The following is a 16440-nucleotide window of genomic DNA, read 5'->3' as shown; positions in this document are numbered from 1 at the left end:
TCCTTCATTCAGATTCCATCAACCCACTTGCAAGCCCACCAACCGCGGCAAAAACAGCGTGATGTCGGGCACCAAGACCAACACGATCAACAACACAATCAACAGCACAATGAACGGCAGCGTGGCCCAGGCCAGGCGCCAGTAGTTGGTCCCGGTCAAGGCCGAGGTCACCACCAGGCACTTGCCCAGCGGCGGCGTGATCAGCCCGATGCACAGGTTGAAACACAAAAGAATGCCCAGATGCACAGGGTTGATGTCCTGGGCCAGCGCCTGGGGCGCAAACAGCGGTACCAGCAGGGTCAAGGCCACGGGTGTGTCCATGAACATGCCCACGATCAGGAACACGCCCATCAGGAACAGCAGGTAGCGGATACCGGTCAAACCCAGATCGTCGACCCAGACCGCCAGCATCTCGGACCAGCCCATTTGCCCGGCCAGATAGCCCAGCAGGGAAATGGCGCAAAGGATGATGAAGATGGTGCCGGTGAGCTGCGCGGTCGCTTCGACCGCTTCCCAGAAAATCCGCAAGGTCAGGCGCCGGTACGCCAGGCCCACCGCGCCCGCCACCACGGCCGCAATGGCCGAGCCTTCGGTCGGCGTGGCCAGGCCAAACACCAAACTGCCCAGAATCACCACCGGCAAGATCAGCGCGGGGGCCGCCGCCTTGAAGCTGGGCCAGAAGCGCGGCAGGGTATCGTCTTGCCCGCCCGGGTGGTTGTGGCGGTGCGCCATCCAGGCGTTGAGCGCCATCAGGCTGGCTGCAAGCAACAGCCCCGGAACGATGCCGGCAACAAAGAGCGCCGCGACCGAGGTGCCGATCAGGCCGCCGTAAATGATCATGATGATGCTCGGCGGGATGATGGGCCCGATCATCGACGAGGCCACGGTGATGGCACCGGCGTAGTACTTGTCATACCCCCGCTCGACCATGGCCGGCACAAAGGTGCGGGACAGAGATGCCGCGTCCGCCACCGCCGAGCCGGAAATGCCGGCAAAAAACACACTGGTCAGGATGTTGACATGGCCCAGACCGCCTTTGAAGCGGCCCACCACCGACATCGAAAAATCAATCAGTGCACGGGTCAGGCCGGCACGCGTCATCAGCTCCGCGGTCAGGATGAACAATGGCATGGCCATGAAGGCAAACACATCGAGCTGCGCAAAAATACGCTGCGGAATGATGGACAAATAGGGCGCCTTGTCCAGCGCCAGAAACGCCAAAACGGAAACAGAGCCCATGAGATAGGCAAACGCGGTTCCGCTGAGCAAGAGAACCAGAAAGGCAACGGCGACGGTCCACATGGCTTTCGGCTCCTAGACAACGGTAGCAACGGAACCTGAGGGGGGCACAGCCCCTGATTCAGGCGGATGGGTCACCATGGCGTTGAGCGGTGTGGTTGACGGCTTCAACGCTTCAAGGTCAGGACGGGGTCGACGGGTCGCCTCATGGGACTCAAAAAAGGCCTCCAGGGTTTGGGCCGCCTGGAGCAACGCCGCATCGCCGTTGAGCGAGCCCAGAAGCTGCAGACTGAAAGGCATGCGTTGACTGTCCAATCCACAAGGCAGCGTCAATGCCGGGCAACCCACCAAACTGGGTCGGTAGGTCAGGGCCAGCCAACGGTAATAGATGTCCATCGCAACGCCGTCGATATGTGCGGGAAAGCCCTGTGTCCAGACAAAAGGTGTCACAGGCGCCACCGGGGACAGAATCAGATCAAGATGCGCTGCCTGGGCCTGGTACGCACGCATGATGCGTGTTTGCTCCAAATGCGCCCAGGCCCGGTCGCCCAGCGTAAAGCCTTTCCCGAGGGCCACGTTCGCTTGAATATCTTCGCTCAACCGCACAGGGTCGTGATCGAAAACGTCTTGGAAGCCTGCCATGAAGCTTTCTGCACGCATCACATCAAAGCAGCGGTCCCAGTCGCCATGCGGTATGTCGACAGGAACACACTTGGCCACCTGTGGTGCGATGCGTTCGATGCGATCACGAAAGGCCGCGCGAATGTCCGGCTCGACCGAACAGCCGCCGAAATCTTCGCTGTAACCAATGCGCAGCGTTTCCAGCCGTGGCAACACACCTGTGGTGTTGAAGGATTCGGGTGAGACGCCCCTGTTGAGCGGATCTCTGGCGTCGGTGCCCATGCAAGAGCGCAGCATGAGCAGGAGGTCTCCCATGTTGCGCGCCATGGGCCCCAGCACCGAGATCGATGACCATCCCAAAGGGCGCGTGGGATGCGGCACCAAGCCCGGCGAGGGTCGAAACCCCACAATGCCGCACAAACCGGCAGGCAGGCGGAGCGATCCCCCTGTATCAGATCCCGTGCACAAAGTCACCAGATCCGCCGCCAGCGCTGCGGCCGAACCACCCGACGACCCGCCTGCGACCAGATTGGCATTGAAGGGATTGCCCGTGGCACCCCAAACAGGGTTGCGGCTGTTGCCACCGGCTCCGTGCTCTGGCACATTGGTTTTTCCCACCACGATCGCGCCGGCGCGGCGCAACGCCGCGACCATGGGCAGGTCCTCCTGGGGCACATGGTTGCGCCACTTGGGGGAACCCCAGGTGGTCAGTAGTTGGGCTGTCGGCTGCAAATCCTTGACCCCAAGGGTCAACCCGTCCAGCGGCCCCTTGGGCTGGCCCGCTTGATAGCGCGCCTCAGACGCACGGGCCTCTTCCCTGGCCCTGTCAAAACAAGTGGCCGTGATCGCATTGATCTTGACATTCAAGCGCTCAATGCGCTCGATGCTGGCATTCACCAACGTCACGGGTGAGAGTTCACCTCGTCGAAACTGTTCAATCACAGCAACAGCCGGCAGTGCCGTCAGGGGCGCGTTGGCATCCATACGCGTGTCTCCACTTTTTGATATTTGTCGCTCACTGTAAAAGATGCTGCTACATATAAAAAGTGAATTATCAGACCACAACCATAACCCATGGTTATGGTTTAAAAACGGCCTGGGACCGCCCTGAGACAGTCGAGAAAAGGACGAAGCACGGCGTTCTGCTCTATCTGGCCTTTGCGCCAAAAGCACCGCCCCTCAGCCAGGACGCCGCCCATCCGCAGCCCCAGCACAGACAAATCGCCTCGCATCGCGTGACTCAACGCCAAGGTTTCCGGAAACAGTCCCAGATAGGGCAGGTCACACATCAAAGCCAGGCTCAACGGCAGCGACTGAGCCTCGATCACATCGCCAGGGGTCGCCATGCCTTGTTCTGCCCAGAACGCCTCGATGGCCCGCCTCGCCACCGACTGCTTGTCGGGCAGGATCCACGGCCAGCTCAAAGCATCTGACCACTGCAGCCGCCGCCGTTTGGCAAGGGGATGATCCCGCCCGCTGACCACGACGATGGGCTCACTGGTCAGGACCGACTGTTCGAGGTCGGGTACCTCTTGCGGTTGCCAGACCCGGGCCACGACCACGTCAACTTCACCGCGTTCCAGCAGCGGGCGCAAGGAGATGAAGTGTCCTTCGGTTACCGAGATCGAGACCCTGGGCGCTACGCGCTTGAAAGCCACCACCGCTTTGGCCACCAGCGTGGGAGACAGGGATGTCACCGCACCAATTCGCAAATGCCCGCTGGCGCCCAGGCTCAGGGCCTCAAGCTCCAGCTCGGCCCGCCGCAACTGTTGCATCACGGCCTGCGCATGAGCGGCCAGACGCTGACCCACATCGGTCAGGAACAAGCGGTTGCGTTCGCGGTAGATCACCGGTGCGCTGAGTGCACTCTCGATCTCTGCGATTTGCTTGGAGATGGCCGGCTGGGTCACGTGCAGGCGCTCGGCCACCTTGCTCACCAGTTGCACTTCCGCCAACGCGGCCATGATGCGCAAATGCTGCAGCCGCAGACCTTGCCGAAAGTAGCGGGCATTCGCTCCCGTCGAGTCAGTTTGAGAAGTCAATGCGGTCTGCTCCAGTGAGAATCCTGAACACCCATACCGCCCCGAAAGGTCGGCGCGGAAAGTACAGGGGGTACAACCCGATCTCCAATGGCGCTGTGGCATCGGGGCGCGAAACACCAGACCACGAATCTTTGGCCAATCGTTTATCTTGTGGCGTCTGTCAGCCAAGCATAGCGAATCGCCTCGATGCGCTCTCTATATCCAACACGCACCAGGCGACGGCCCTGAGATGGCCTGCACAGAGAAGCTGAAGGTCGGCCCATTCATGCCCGATAAACACACTTTGAATGGGTCCACGTCGTTCGACCCTCGCGAAATCTACTGGTGTTGACTTCCTGCGGTCTCAGGGGCAGGCATTCGGGTGCCTGGGCGGTTCCGGCCGGATGCCCAACACCGGCCCCCACATTAGGCAGCGTCAGCCCGCCAGGCCCAATACCCGTTCAAGCGCCCACCGCATCACCCCGCGATTGGCCTCCACGCCGGTCCATAGACGGAACGCTATCGCACCCTGGTTCACCAGTATCCCCAAGCCGTCAATCGTGATACACCCCTTGGCCTTGGCGGTTCGCACCAGATGGGTTCTGGGCGGGTTGGGAATGGCATCGGCCACGACAATGCCCGCATGCAGGGAACCCCAGTCGATACTCAGTTCATCATCGGGCGCACCCAAACCCACCGAAGTGGTGTTCACAAGCACGCCCGTACCAGGCGGGATCTGCAATACAGCATCCCAGGCCCGAAAATGCGCTTGCGCAGACGTCCTTTCATTGATGAGACTGACCAGGCTCTCTCCCTGGGTCGCGCTGCGGTTGACCACATCAATCCGGGTCACGCCCGCCAGCGCCAGCTCCACCGCCACTGCGCGAGCCGCACCGCCGGCGCCCAGAATGAGCGCCGTCTTTCCGGGCAAATCGATCACTTCTCTCAGTGCTTGCACGAAGCCTTTGCCATCGGTGTTTTCTCCGATCCACTTGCCTGCGGCGTTGCGCACCACCGTGTTCACCGCTCCAATGATTTGAGCCGAAGGGGCCAAGCCATCCAGGTGTTGAATCACCGCCACCTTGTGGGGCATCGAACAATTGAAGCCCACCCAGCCCATGGCACGTGCGCCACTCACCGCAGCGGCCAGATCGGCCGGGGCGACGTCGCAGTTGATATAGCGCCATGGCAAACCATGGTGCCGATAGGCCGCCTCCACCATCGCAACAGTGGGGTTTTCACCGGATGGCTGGGAAAAAGAACCGGTGATCTGATGAAGAAACTGCGCGCTCATGAACAGCATCCTATGGCAAGCCCTTCCATGTGCCGTCACCGGGCAAAAAACAAGGCAACAAACTGCAACCGTCGCAAAAACCCAAACTTTGCGTCAAAAACTAGGGTTAATCCTTAGCCATCTGCGCAATAAAGTACAAGTCATGCCCAAAGGCGTACAAACCCCGCCAAGAGCAATTGCGAGAATTACTGCACGGTTCTTCAACAACCGTTGGCAACCGACCGATCCACCACAAGGAGACTTCAATGAAATTTCGCATTGCTTCCGCCCTGACCGCAGCGCTCATGAGCGCAGGCCTGGCCCACGCCGCCGGCACCGAGCTCGTCATCGCCACCGTGAACAACGGCCACATGATCGAGATGCAAAAACTCAGCGGCAACTTCGAGAAAGCCAACCCGGACATCAAACTCAAGTGGGTCACACTCGAGGAAGGCGTGTTGCGCCAGCGCGTCACCACCGACATCGCCACCAAAGGCGGGCAGTTCGACGTGATGACCATCGGCATGTACGAAACCCCGATCTGGGGCAAAAAGGGCTGGCTGCAAGAGCTCAAGACCGACGCGGCCTATGACGCCGATGACCTCTTGCCCGCCATGCGCGATGGCCTGTCCGTTGACGGCAAGCTCTTCGCCGCTCCCTTCTATGGCGAGAGCTCCATGCTCATGTACCGCAAAGACCTGGCCGACAAGGCTGGAGTGACCGTTCCCGAACGCCCTACCTGGATCCAGATCAGAGACCTGGCTGCCAAGATGCACGACCCGAAAAGCGGCGTGTACGGCATCTGCTTGCGCGGCAAGCCAGGCTGGGGCGACAACATGGCCCTGATCTCGACCATGGTCAACACCTTCGGTGGCCAGTGGTTCGACATGAAGTGGCAACCACAGCTGGAAAGCAAGCCCTGGAAAGATGCCGTCACGTTCTACGTTGACCTGCTCACCAAATACGGCCCTCCCGGTTCCGCTGCCAACAGCTTCAACGAAATCCTGGCGCTGACCAACTCCGGCAAGTGCGGCATGTGGGTGGACGCCACCATCGCAGCTTCTTTCGTGAGCGATCCCAAGCAATCCAAAGTGGCTGACCAGATGGCTTTCGCTCAAGCACCGACCGCCGTGACGCCAAAAGGCGCCAACTGGTTGTGGGCATGGGCATTGGCTGTGCCATCGGGCTCCAAGAAAGTGGACGCAGCACAGAAGTTCATCACCTGGGCGACCTCCAAGGAGTACATCGAGCTGGTCGGCAAGACCAATGGCTGGGCCACCGTTCCCACCGGTACCCGCAAGAGCACCTACGCCAACCCCGAGTTCGTGAAAGCTGCCCGCTTCGCACCGGCCGAGAAGATGGCCATCGATTCGGCCAACCCGAACGATTCCACCTTGCCCAAGAGCCCATATGTTGGCGTGCAATTCGCTGCCATCCCTGAGTTTCAGGCCATCGGCACCACCGTGGGTCAACAGATGAGCGCTGCATTGGCAGGCCAGAAGTCGATTGACGCCGCCCTGAAGGCCAGCCAGGTCGCCGCAGAGCGCCAGATGAAAAAGGCCGGCTACTACAAGTGATCGGGCAACTGGCCCCTTTGCTCGGGGCCAGCACAGTGGTGCTGGCCCTTTTCCCTCCTGCAGGCATCGAGTCTGCACACCCTGCGCGCATGAATTCACGCGCCTGATTTCACTTACCTTGGGTGCACCGCCATGAAACGCACGCTTCCCCGCCTTCTGATGGCACCAGCCGTCAGCACGCTCTTCCTCTGGATGATCGTGCCGCTGGTGATGACCATCTATTTCTCCCTCATCCAGTTCAACCTGCTGCAGCCGGACCAGTCCGACTTCATTGGCCTGGAGAACTACGAATACTTCATGACCGACCCGTCGTTCGGGGCGGCCATCATGAACACCTTGATGCTGCTGGGCAGCGTGATCGGCATCACCGTGGTGTTCGGTGTGCTCATCGCCTTGCTGGTCAACGAACCTCTGGCCGGTCGTGGCCTGGTGCGCATCCTGCTCATCTCCCCCTTCTTCGTCATGCCCACGGTCAATGCATTGCTGTGGAAGAACATGATGATGAACCCCATCTACGGGGTGTTTGCTCAGGTCTGGATCTTCTTCGGCGCCACCCCGATTGACTGGCTCACCGAGGTGCCGCTGTTCTCCGTGATCCTCATGGTGTCCTGGCAATGGCTGCCATTCGCCACACTGATCTTCATGACCTCGCTGCAAAGCATGGACCGCGAACAGCTCGAAGCCTCACGCATGGACGGCGCCAATTTCTTCCAGCAGTTCCGCTACCTCTACATCCCGCACCTAGGCCGCTCGGTGGCCGTGGTCGTGATGATCGAGCTCATCTTCCTGCTCAGTGTGTTTGCCGAGATCTACACCACCACCGGCGGTGGCCCGGGCGACGCGAGCACCAATGTGGCCTACCTGATCTTCAAGCAAGCCCTGCTGAACTTTGACGCAGGTGTGGCATCCGCCGGCGCGCTGTTTGCCGTCGTGCTGGCCAACATCGTGGGGATTTTCATGATCCGCATGGTTGGCAAGAACCTGGACAAATAAGGACACCCCATGGCACGCCAATCTACCTACACCCCGGCCTACGCCGTTCGCTCCGTGGCCGCCTGGGGCGTCGCGCTCCTGCTGTTCTTTCCGCTCGGCTGGCTCATGCTGACCGCGTTCAAGACCGAGCTGCAAGCCATCGCGGTACCGCCCGAGCTGTTCTTCAGCCCCACGCTGGAAAACTTCCACGAGGTCAACGAGCGCAGCGACTACCTGCAATACGCCAAGAACTCGGTGATCACCAGTGTGCTCTCCACCATCTTCGGTTTGATGATTGCCGCCCCCGCAGCCTACGCCATGGCCTTCTTCAAAGGCAAACACGACAAAGACATCCTGATGTGGATGCTTTCGACCAAGATGATGCCCGCCGTGGGCGCGCTGGTCCCCGTCTACGTACTGGCCCAGAAGAGCCATCTGCTGGACAACCCCATTGCGCTGATCATCGTGTTCACGCTCTCCAACCTGCCCATCATGGTCTGGATGCTGTACTCGCAGTTCAAGGAAATTCCCCGTGAAATTCTGGAAGCCGCGCGCATGGACGGCGCCACGCTCTGGCAGGAAGCCCGCCTGGTGTTGCTGCCATTGGCGATGGGCAGCCTGGCCTCCACGGGCTTGCTGTGTCTGGTGCTGAGCTGGAACGAAGCCTTCTGGAGTCTGAACCTGACCGCCGCCAACGGCGGCACGCTGGCCACCCTGATCGCCGGCTACTCCAGCCCTGAAGGCCTGTTCTGGGCCAAGCTGTCGGCCGCTTCGTTCATGGCCATTGCGCCCATCGTGGTCTTCGGCTGGTTCAGCCAGAAGCAACTGGTGCAGGGCCTGACCTTCGGAGCCGTCAAGTGACAGCCCCCCGCATCGCCTTCGGCGCTACCCCCCAGGGGGCGCTGCTGGTGGCCCGGCAAAGCCGGTTCCACGGCAGCCTCGAATCAGACCTCGCTGCTGTTGCGGCGTAACGCTAAACAAAACCATTCTGGGACAACACCATGGCTTATTTGCAACTCCAAGGCATCGAAAAATTCTTCGGTGACCACCGCGCCATCAAAGGCATCGATCTGGAAATCAAACCGGGCGAGTTCATCGTTTTTGTGGGGCCATCGGGCTGCGGCAAGTCGACCTTGTTGCGCCTGATCGCGGGCCTGGAACACATCGACGGTGGCACCCTTTCGCTGGAGGGGCGCGACATCACGCACCTGCCCTCCTCCAAGCGCGATCTGGCCATGGTGTTCCAGAGCTACGCGCTGTATCCCCACATGAGCGTGGCCGAGAACATGAGCTTTGCGCTCAAGCTCGCCGGTGCGCCCAAGGCCGAGATCGACGAAAAGGTGAAGAAGGCTGCCGACATCCTCGACCTCACCAAATACCTTGAGCGCACCCCAAAAGAACTCTCCGGTGGTCAGCGCCAGCGTGTGGCCATTGGCCGCGCCATCGTGCGCGCACCCAAGGTGTTTCTGTTCGACGAGCCCTTGTCCAACCTCGATGCGGCCCTGCGTGGTCAGACCCGCATCGAGATCGCCAAATTGCACCGCGACCTGGGCGCCACCACCATCTATGTCACCCACGATCAGGTCGAAGCCATGACGCTGGCCGACCGCGTGGTGGTGCTGCGTGACGGCCTGATCGAACAGGTGGGCACGCCGCTGGAGCTCTATGACAACCCGGCCAACCAGTTCGTGGCGCAGTTCATCGGTACCCCACAAATGAACATCCTGCCTTACAAGCAGTGGTCTGCCGCCATCAAGGCACTGGCGCCGTCGGCCGCCAAAGAAGGCTCCATCGGTTTGCGGCCGGAATGTGTGGTGCTGGGCTCCGACGCCAGCGCCAAGGTACAAGGCAAGGTCGACGTGGTTGAAGCCCTCGGCGCCGAGACCTTGGTCTACATCACAACGAACGAAGGTGCCCAGTTGGTGGCCCGCCAAAGCGAGCGCACCCCGCTGCACATGGGTGACACCGTGAGCGCAGACCTGGCGCTGGATCAGGCTCACTGGTTCGACAGCAAAGGCCGCGTGGTCAAAGCCAGTGCAGCCGCCTGAATCAGTACAGCAGAGAACCAGAACCATGACACCTCCGCTGCAAGGCAAGGTCGCAGCCGTTACGGGCGCGGCTTCGGGCATAGGTCGGGCCAGCACCGAGGCCCTGCTGGCTGCCGGCGCCCGGGTGGTTTTGATCGACCGGGACGAAAAGGCATTGGCCTGCACATGCGCTGCGCTGGGCGAGCATGCCATCCCGCTTGTGCTCGATTTGCTGGATCCCCGGCAATGCGCATCACTGATGCCCGAAGTACTTGCGCGCGCCGGACAGCTCGATGTTTTTCACGCCAATGCCGGCTTGTATGTGGGCGGCGACCTGATCGATGCGCAGCACGATGCCATTGACCGCATGCTCAACCTGAACATCAACGTGGTGATGAAAAACGTGCGCGATGTCTTGCTGCACATGACCGAACGCAAGACCGGCGACATCATCGTCACCAGCTCACTTGCTGCCCATTTCCCCACGCCCTGGGAGCCGGTGTACGCGTCATCCAAATGGGCCATCGACTGCTTCGTGCAAACGGTGCGCCGCCAGGTGTTCAAGCACGGCATCCGCATCGGTGCGATCTCTCCAGGCCCTGTCATCACCTCGCTGCTGGCCGACTGGCCCGCAGAAAAACTCGAAGAGGCCAAGGCCTCGGGCAGCCTTGTCGAAGCGAGCGAAATCGCCGAGGTTGTTCTCTTCATGCTCACCCGGCCGCGCGGAATGACCATCCGTGATGTCGTGATGATGCCCACCAACTTTGATCTGTGAGTGCTTCTCCATGAATGTCATGCTTCACCTGGGCCTGGGCTCGTTCCATCGGGCTCACCAGGCTGTTTACCTCCACGAACTGCAGAAAACCGGTGACCGCAGCTGGACCCTTGCCGGTGGCAACATCCGGCCCGACATGGCCGACACCATCGCCGCCTTGCAGGCCGCGGGTGGTGCCTATACGCTGGAGACCATTTCGCCAGCCGGCGAGCATCACTATGAGCGCATCACCTCGATCAGCCAGGTGATCAGCTACACACCCGATTTGAGCGGCCTGATCGCACAGGGATCGAAAGCCGAAACCAAAATCATTTCATTCACCGTCACCGAGGCCGGCTACTACCTCGACGCGAAGAACCGGCTCGACCTCGATACCTTCGCCGACCTCCGCAGCGACCTGGACGCGGTCCGTGCTGGCCAGCCGGGCACAACCATCTACGGCGCGCTGACCGCCATCCTGCGCGCGCGGCGCGCGGCCAACGCAGGGCCTGTCACGCTGCTCAACTGCGACAACCTGCGCCACAACGGCGAGCGTTCACGAGGCGGCCTGTTGCAGTTCCTTGAGTTGATCGGCGACGCCGAACTGCTGGCATGGGTACAAACCAACACCACCAACCCCAACGCCATGGTTGACCGCATCACGCCACGCCCGACGCCCGACGTGCGTGAGCGCGTTCTAGCAGCCACCGGCGTGGACGACCCTGCTGCGCTGATGGGCGAGAGCTTTATCCAGTGGGTGATCGAAGACCGCTTTATTGCGGGTCACCCGGCGTGGGAAACAGTGGGTGTTGAGATGGTGAAGTCGGTTGACGCTTACGAAGAGGCCAAGATACGCCTGCTCAATGCCACCCACTCGTGCATCGCCTGGGCAGGCACGCTGATCAACTACCTCTACATCCACGAAGGCACACAGAACCCCGTGATTCGCCGCCTGGCCTACGACTACGTGACCGACGACGTGATCCCCGTTCTCGATACCCCCGAGGCCCCCTGCCCGCTCAATTTGCCGAAATACCGCGATGTGGTGCTCGACAGGTTTGCCAACCCGGCGATTCAAGACACCAACCAGCGGGTGGCGATGGACGGTTTCAGCAAAATGCCCGGCTTCATCGCGCCGACCATTCGCCAGCGACTCGCCCGGGGTGAAGGCATCGAAAGTGTGGCCATGTTGCCAGCCCTGTTCCTGGCCTACCTGAAGCGTTGGCATGCCGGGAAGATTCCCTACACCTACCAGGACCAGGCCATGGACCCAGCCGTGGCCCACGCCATGTGCGAAGCAGCCGACCCGATCGCCGCGTTTTGCGCCGATGCACCGCTGTGGGGAGGCCTGGCAGAAGACCCTCGCCTGGTCGAAGCAGTGCGTCGCGCCAGCGAGCGTGTGGTGCGCTTCATTACAGCCCACACCGGCGTGAACCCCGAGAAGGCTTGATCGGCCTGGGTGTCTGAGCGCAAAATATGTCCGTGATCGACCGAAACCGCAGCATTCCGCGCCAGCTCAAACCCGAGCTGGAACACGACTACGCACGGTCGCCCGATCTCGGCTATGAAGCGCCCGACACCACCGGTTTTGTGCGCTGCCTCTCTCATGGTTTCCCCACGCCACTGGCCCGGTGGCACTGCCACGACGAATACGAACTGCACCTGATCACCGAAACCTCGGGCAAGGTCTTCGTTGGCGACTGGATCGGGCAATTCCAGCCCGGCCATCTGGTTCTGACCGGCCCCAGGCTGCCGCACAACTGGCTTTCCCTGGATACCCCGGAAGGCGGCGTCGCGTTACGCGATCTGGTGATTCAGTTTCAGCACGCACCGCTGATGCAATCGGCCGCCCATATCGCCGAACTGAATGAACTGCTGCCCCTTCTTGAGCGCGCACGGCACGGTGTGGAGTTTTTCGGCATGGGTGAGCGCAGCGAGCGCCATTGGCACCGCATCAAACAGTCCCAGGGCCTGCGCCGTCTGACCGCCTTCTTTGATCTGATGTCCGATCTCGCGGCGTGCACCGACTACCGCTTGCTCTCAAGTGTTCAGTTGCAAAGCGACGGCAGTGATGCCTCCATCGATCAGATTCATGTGCTCGTGACCCGCATCACAGACCACCTGAGCGAAACCCACTCTGCCGCAGCGCTGGCCGCTGAACTTGGCATGAGCGAGAGCCGTTTTTCGCGCTTCTTCCGCAAGGCCACCGGCAACACCTTCACCGACTTCGTGAACCGCGTGCGCATCAGCCGCGCCTGCCAATTGCTCATGGACACCGATCAGCAGATCACCCATATTTGTTATGAAGTGGGCTTCAACAACGTCGCCAATTTCAACCGCCGTTTCCTTGAATCCAAAGGCTTGACACCGTCCGAGTTTCGCAAGCAATCCCTCACGAGGTTCCGCGGCGCCGCTTGATGGGATGTGGCCCCCACGCTCCGCCGCTGTGCGGGTCGCTGCCCCCCGAGGGGGCTGATTCCGCTTGGGGCGGCCCTGCGCTGAATCGATGGCCCCCACGCTGCGCCGCTGCGCGGGTCGCTGCCCCCCGAGGGGGCTGATTCCGCTTGGGGCGGCCCTGCGCTGAATCGATGGCCCCCACGCTGCGCCGCTGCGCGGGTCGCTGCCCCCCGAGGGGGCTGATTCCGCTTGGGGCGGCCCTGCGCTGAATCGATGGCCCCCACGCTGCGCCGCTGCTCGGGTCGCTGCCCCCCGAGGGGGCTGATTCCGCCTGGGGCGGCCCTGCGCTGAGCTGACACGCTCTTGACAGCCCTTAGACACCGCCTCTCTATGATGAACGGATCCAACCGTCCCTGAAAGATCCACCATGCCCATGCTCTCCAACAAACGTATTTTGGTCACCCAATGGCGAGAATTCATGGGGCCTACGCTGTGCGAAGTTTTGAGAGCGCATGGGGCCACGGTGATCACCAGCGAAATACCACTGGTCGAACCGCAAGCTGCCGCTGCCGAAATAGGGCAGGCGGGTGAAATCGATATCCTGATTGCCAACCTGGCCATCGCGGCACCCACCACCCCCGCCAGCGAAGTTGACGACGACGAGTGGCGCACTGTTTTCTCGGCCCTGGTCGACCCCCTGCCCCGCCTGATCAAAGCCGCACTGCCGGCCATGATCCAGCGACGCAGCGGCAAAATCCTGGTCATGGGCAGCGCTGCCGCGCTGCGCGGCATCAAGCGCGCGTCGACCTACTGTGCCGCTCGCGGCGCTCAGACCGCCTATGTTCAAGCCGTCGGACTTGAAGCAGCGTCGCACAATGTGCAGATCAACCTGATTGCGCAGAACTTTGTCGACAACCCCACCTACTTCCCGCCCGAGGTTCAAGCCAATCCGCGTTTTCAGGAGCGGTTGGCCCGGGAAGTGCCGCTGGGGCGCCTGGTCAGCGCCAGAGAAGACGCCGAATTTGCCGCCTACCTGTGCAGCGACAACGCGAATTGTTTCGTTGGCCAGGTGTTTCCGGTGTGTGGTGGTTGGGTCGGTCGGTAGCACTTCGACAACCTGATGTGCGTCCCGTTACAAGGCCGCACACCCACTTCACACAAGCCCGGGATAATCGACCCATGTCAGGAAACTCTCTGCGCCGGGCCACTGCTGCCGGGCTTCTCTGCTCTTTTGCACTGTTTTGCACTGTGCCGCCAGCCTCGGCGGCCACGTTTGACTTGCCGTCTATCGACCGCATCGTCAATTACACGCCCAAGTTGCCGCTACAAATTTTCACTGCTGACGGGGTTGAAATTGCCCAGTTCGGTACCGAACGGCGCATCTATGTGCCCCTGTCCAAAACCCCCAAAATACTGCAAGAAGCCGTGCTGGCGGTAGAAGATGCGCGCTTTCGCGAGCATTCAGGCATTGATCCCAAAGGCATGGCTCGAGCCGTCGTGGCCGCGCTCACCGGCGGGCGCAAGCAAGGCGCCAGCACAATCACGCAACAGCTGGTTCGCACCATGCTGCTCACCCGAGAGTTTTCCGTCGAACGCAAAGCCAAAGAGATCATGCTGGCGTTCAAAGTGGAAGACGCGCTCTCCAAGGACCGCATCCTGGAGATCTACCTCAACGAGATCTTTCTTGGCCAGCGCGCCTATGGATTTGCGGCGGCAGCCAAGACCTATTTCGGCAAAACCATGGACGAGCTCACCACTGCCGAAGCCGCCATGCTCGCCGGTTTGCCGCAAAACCCTTACTACGCCAACCCCGTGGCCAACATGGACAGGGCCATCAAACGCCAGCGCGTGGTGCTGGAGCGCATGAAAACCACTGGCGCAATCAGCGAAGTGCAGTGGAAGGCCGCTCGCGATGAAAAAATCACCTTGCGCACACCCGGCGAAAAAGACCTGCATGCACCCCATGTGGCTGAAATGGCGCGCAGGATTGTGGTCGAACGCTATGGAACCGAGGCCTATTCCAGCGGCATCCGCGTGACCACATCGCTGATGGCTGACGACCAGCGAGCAGCCTATGCCGCCGTTCAACGCGGCGTACTGAGCTATGACAGGCGCGGCGCCTGGCGCGGCCCTGAAGGCTTTGAAGAGCTTCCAGACAACAACAATCCCGATCTGGCCAGCCTCGCCGCCGAGGCACTCAAAGACCACTCCGATGACGACACCCTGCGTGCGGCCATTGTGCTCAAGGCCAATTCAAAAGAGATAGCCGTTCAACTGAGCACAGGTGAGCGTGTCACGCTCAGCGGTTCGGGCATTCGCTGGGCCCGCGCGGGCCTCAAAAGCAAGGCAAAAAAGGAGCTCAGCCTGCAGCGGGGATCGGTCGTTCGAGTGGTGCAGTCGGGCCAGAAGGGCTCCCCCACCGAATGGGAAATCAGCCAATGGCCAGAAGTCGAAGCGGCCCTGGTTTCCATGGACTCGAAAACAGGGCGCGTTCGTGCACTGGTGGGCGGCTTTGATCAATCGCGCCAACCCTTCAACCATGTGACCCAGGCCTGGCGGCAACCTGGCTCCAGCTTCAAGCCCTTGCTGTATTCGGCCGCACTCGAAGAGCGGGTGATGCCCGGCAGCCTGATCGACGACCTTCCCTATACCGCCGCCAATGGGTGGAGCCCGAGCAACAGCCACGCGGGCGGCGAAAGCCCCATCACCTTGCGCGAAGCATTGGCCAAATCGAGCAATCTGGTGAGTGTGAGGGTACTGGACCACGTGGGCGTGGCGCGCGCTCGTGATTGGGTCACGCGGTTTGGGCTTGACGCAGCCCGGCAACCCAGCAACCTCACCCTGGCCCTGGGAACCGGCAGCGTGACCCCACTGCAGATGGTTCGCGCCTACGCCACCCTGGCCAACGGCGGCTGGCGGGTCTCGCCAGTGGTTGTCGAAAAAATCACCGATGCACAAGGCAAGGTGCTCTTCGAGGAAGCCGCACCGGAAAATCTGACCGAAGACAACCGGGCGATCCCGGCCCGCAATGCCTATGTCATGTCCAGCCTGCTGAACGACGTCACACGCTATGGCACGGGCGCCCGCGCCCAGGCACAACTCAAACGGCGCGACATCTACGGCAAAACCGGTACAACAGACAACGCCGTTGATGCGTGGTTCACTGGCTATCACCCCACGCTGGCCACCGCCGTCTGGATGGGCTACGACAAGCCTCGCAGCCTGGGCAGCAGCGAATCGGGGAGCCGAGCCGCGTTGCCCATCTGGATCGACTACATGGACTCTGCCTTGAAGAAAACACCCTTCACCCCGCTGGGCTCTCCGCCACCAGGATTGGTGCGCGAAAACGACGACTGGCTGTACGCCGAGTGGAAAAACGGCGGCTCCGTGGCCCGGCTCTCGGATGAAGATGGCGTGCAATACGCACCCGAACCAGGCCGCTTTCTGCCCAACATCCCAGATTGGGCCAGAGCGCTCATTTCATCGGGACCGCGCAACCCCTGAGTGCAAAGGTTGCGGGGCCTTCGCGGCGCCGTTGCCTCATGGCCCGAATCGAAGA

Annotated in this window: 13 protein-coding genes; 9 read left to right on the top strand and 4 right to left on the bottom strand. The window is 61.3% G+C overall.

Going from position 1 to position 16440, the window contains the following annotated elements:
* Window positions 1–18: 18 nt before the first annotated feature.
* The 4 genes from LPB072_RS06680 to aroE all read right to left on the bottom strand — a co-directional run bounded on the left by LPB072_RS06680 (window position 19) and on the right by aroE (window position 5175).
* Window positions 19–1302, bottom strand: coding sequence for a TRAP transporter large permease (locus tag LPB072_RS06680; RefSeq protein ID WP_066093042.1), 1284 nt, complete (start codon window positions 1300–1302; stop codon window positions 19–21).
* Window positions 1303–1314: 12 nt separating this feature from the next.
* Window positions 1315–2844, bottom strand: a complete 1530-nt coding sequence (locus tag LPB072_RS06675; RefSeq protein ID WP_066093040.1) for an amidase — start codon at window positions 2842–2844, stop codon at window positions 1315–1317.
* 101 nt (window positions 2845–2945) lie between these two features.
* The gene (locus LPB072_RS06670) at window positions 2946–3902 is read right to left on the bottom strand and encodes a LysR family transcriptional regulator (protein ID WP_197508918.1); all 957 of its coding nucleotides are present in this window, start codon (window positions 3900–3902) and stop codon (window positions 2946–2948) included.
* 415 nt (window positions 3903–4317) lie between these two features.
* A complete protein-coding gene (aroE, locus tag LPB072_RS06665) occupies window positions 4318–5175 on the bottom strand; it encodes a shikimate dehydrogenase (protein ID WP_066093626.1) in 858 nt (285 codons plus the stop codon).
* 284 nt (window positions 5176–5459) lie between these two features.
* Between aroE and LPB072_RS06660 the strand changes: the two genes are divergently transcribed.
* The 9 genes from LPB072_RS06660 to LPB072_RS06620 all read left to right on the top strand — a co-directional run bounded on the left by LPB072_RS06660 (window position 5460) and on the right by LPB072_RS06620 (window position 16385).
* Window positions 5460–6731 (top strand): ABC transporter substrate-binding protein, encoded by a 1272-nt coding sequence (locus LPB072_RS06660; RefSeq protein WP_407927803.1) that lies wholly within the window; start codon window positions 5460–5462, stop codon window positions 6729–6731.
* 132 nt (window positions 6732–6863) lie between these two features.
* Window positions 6864–7724 carry a carbohydrate ABC transporter permease gene (locus tag LPB072_RS06655; protein ID WP_066093032.1) on the top strand — a complete coding sequence of 287 codons (861 nt, stop codon included), beginning with the start codon at window positions 6864–6866 and terminating at the stop codon, window positions 7722–7724.
* A gap of 9 nt (window positions 7725–7733) precedes the next feature.
* Complete coding sequence (locus tag LPB072_RS06650; RefSeq protein ID WP_066093029.1) at window positions 7734–8564, top strand: carbohydrate ABC transporter permease; 831 nt, start codon at window positions 7734–7736, stop codon at window positions 8562–8564.
* Between the two features lie 140 nt (window positions 8565–8704).
* Window positions 8705–9751 carry an ABC transporter ATP-binding protein gene (locus LPB072_RS06645; RefSeq protein WP_066093026.1) on the top strand — a complete coding sequence of 349 codons (1047 nt, stop codon included), beginning with the start codon at window positions 8705–8707 and terminating at the stop codon, window positions 9749–9751.
* Between the two features lie 25 nt (window positions 9752–9776).
* Entirely contained in the window at window positions 9777–10505 is a 729-nt protein-coding gene (locus LPB072_RS06640; protein ID WP_066093023.1) for an SDR family oxidoreductase, read from the top strand.
* A gap of 10 nt (window positions 10506–10515) precedes the next feature.
* Window positions 10516–11934: a D-arabinitol 4-dehydrogenase gene (gene dalD / locus LPB072_RS06635; protein WP_197508917.1), complete on the top strand. Its 1419-nt coding sequence runs from the start codon at window positions 10516–10518 to the stop codon at window positions 11932–11934.
* 26 nt (window positions 11935–11960) lie between these two features.
* Window positions 11961–12902: an AraC family transcriptional regulator gene (locus LPB072_RS06630; protein WP_066093020.1), complete on the top strand. Its 942-nt coding sequence runs from the start codon at window positions 11961–11963 to the stop codon at window positions 12900–12902.
* A 406-nt stretch (window positions 12903–13308) separates the two neighbouring features.
* Window positions 13309–13986, top strand: a complete 678-nt coding sequence (locus tag LPB072_RS06625; RefSeq protein WP_066093017.1) for an SDR family oxidoreductase — start codon at window positions 13309–13311, stop codon at window positions 13984–13986.
* A 74-nt stretch (window positions 13987–14060) separates the two neighbouring features.
* The gene (locus LPB072_RS06620; RefSeq protein WP_082877035.1) at window positions 14061–16385 is read left to right on the top strand and encodes a penicillin-binding protein 1A; all 2325 of its coding nucleotides are present in this window, start codon (window positions 14061–14063) and stop codon (window positions 16383–16385) included.
* The last annotated feature ends 55 nt before the right edge of the window (window positions 16386–16440 follow it).

The organism is Hydrogenophaga crassostreae (assembly GCF_001761385.1).
Lineage (GTDB): Bacteria > Pseudomonadota > Gammaproteobacteria > Burkholderiales > Burkholderiaceae_C > Hydrogenophaga > Hydrogenophaga crassostreae.
This window is presented reverse-complemented; position numbering and strand designations above follow the sequence as displayed.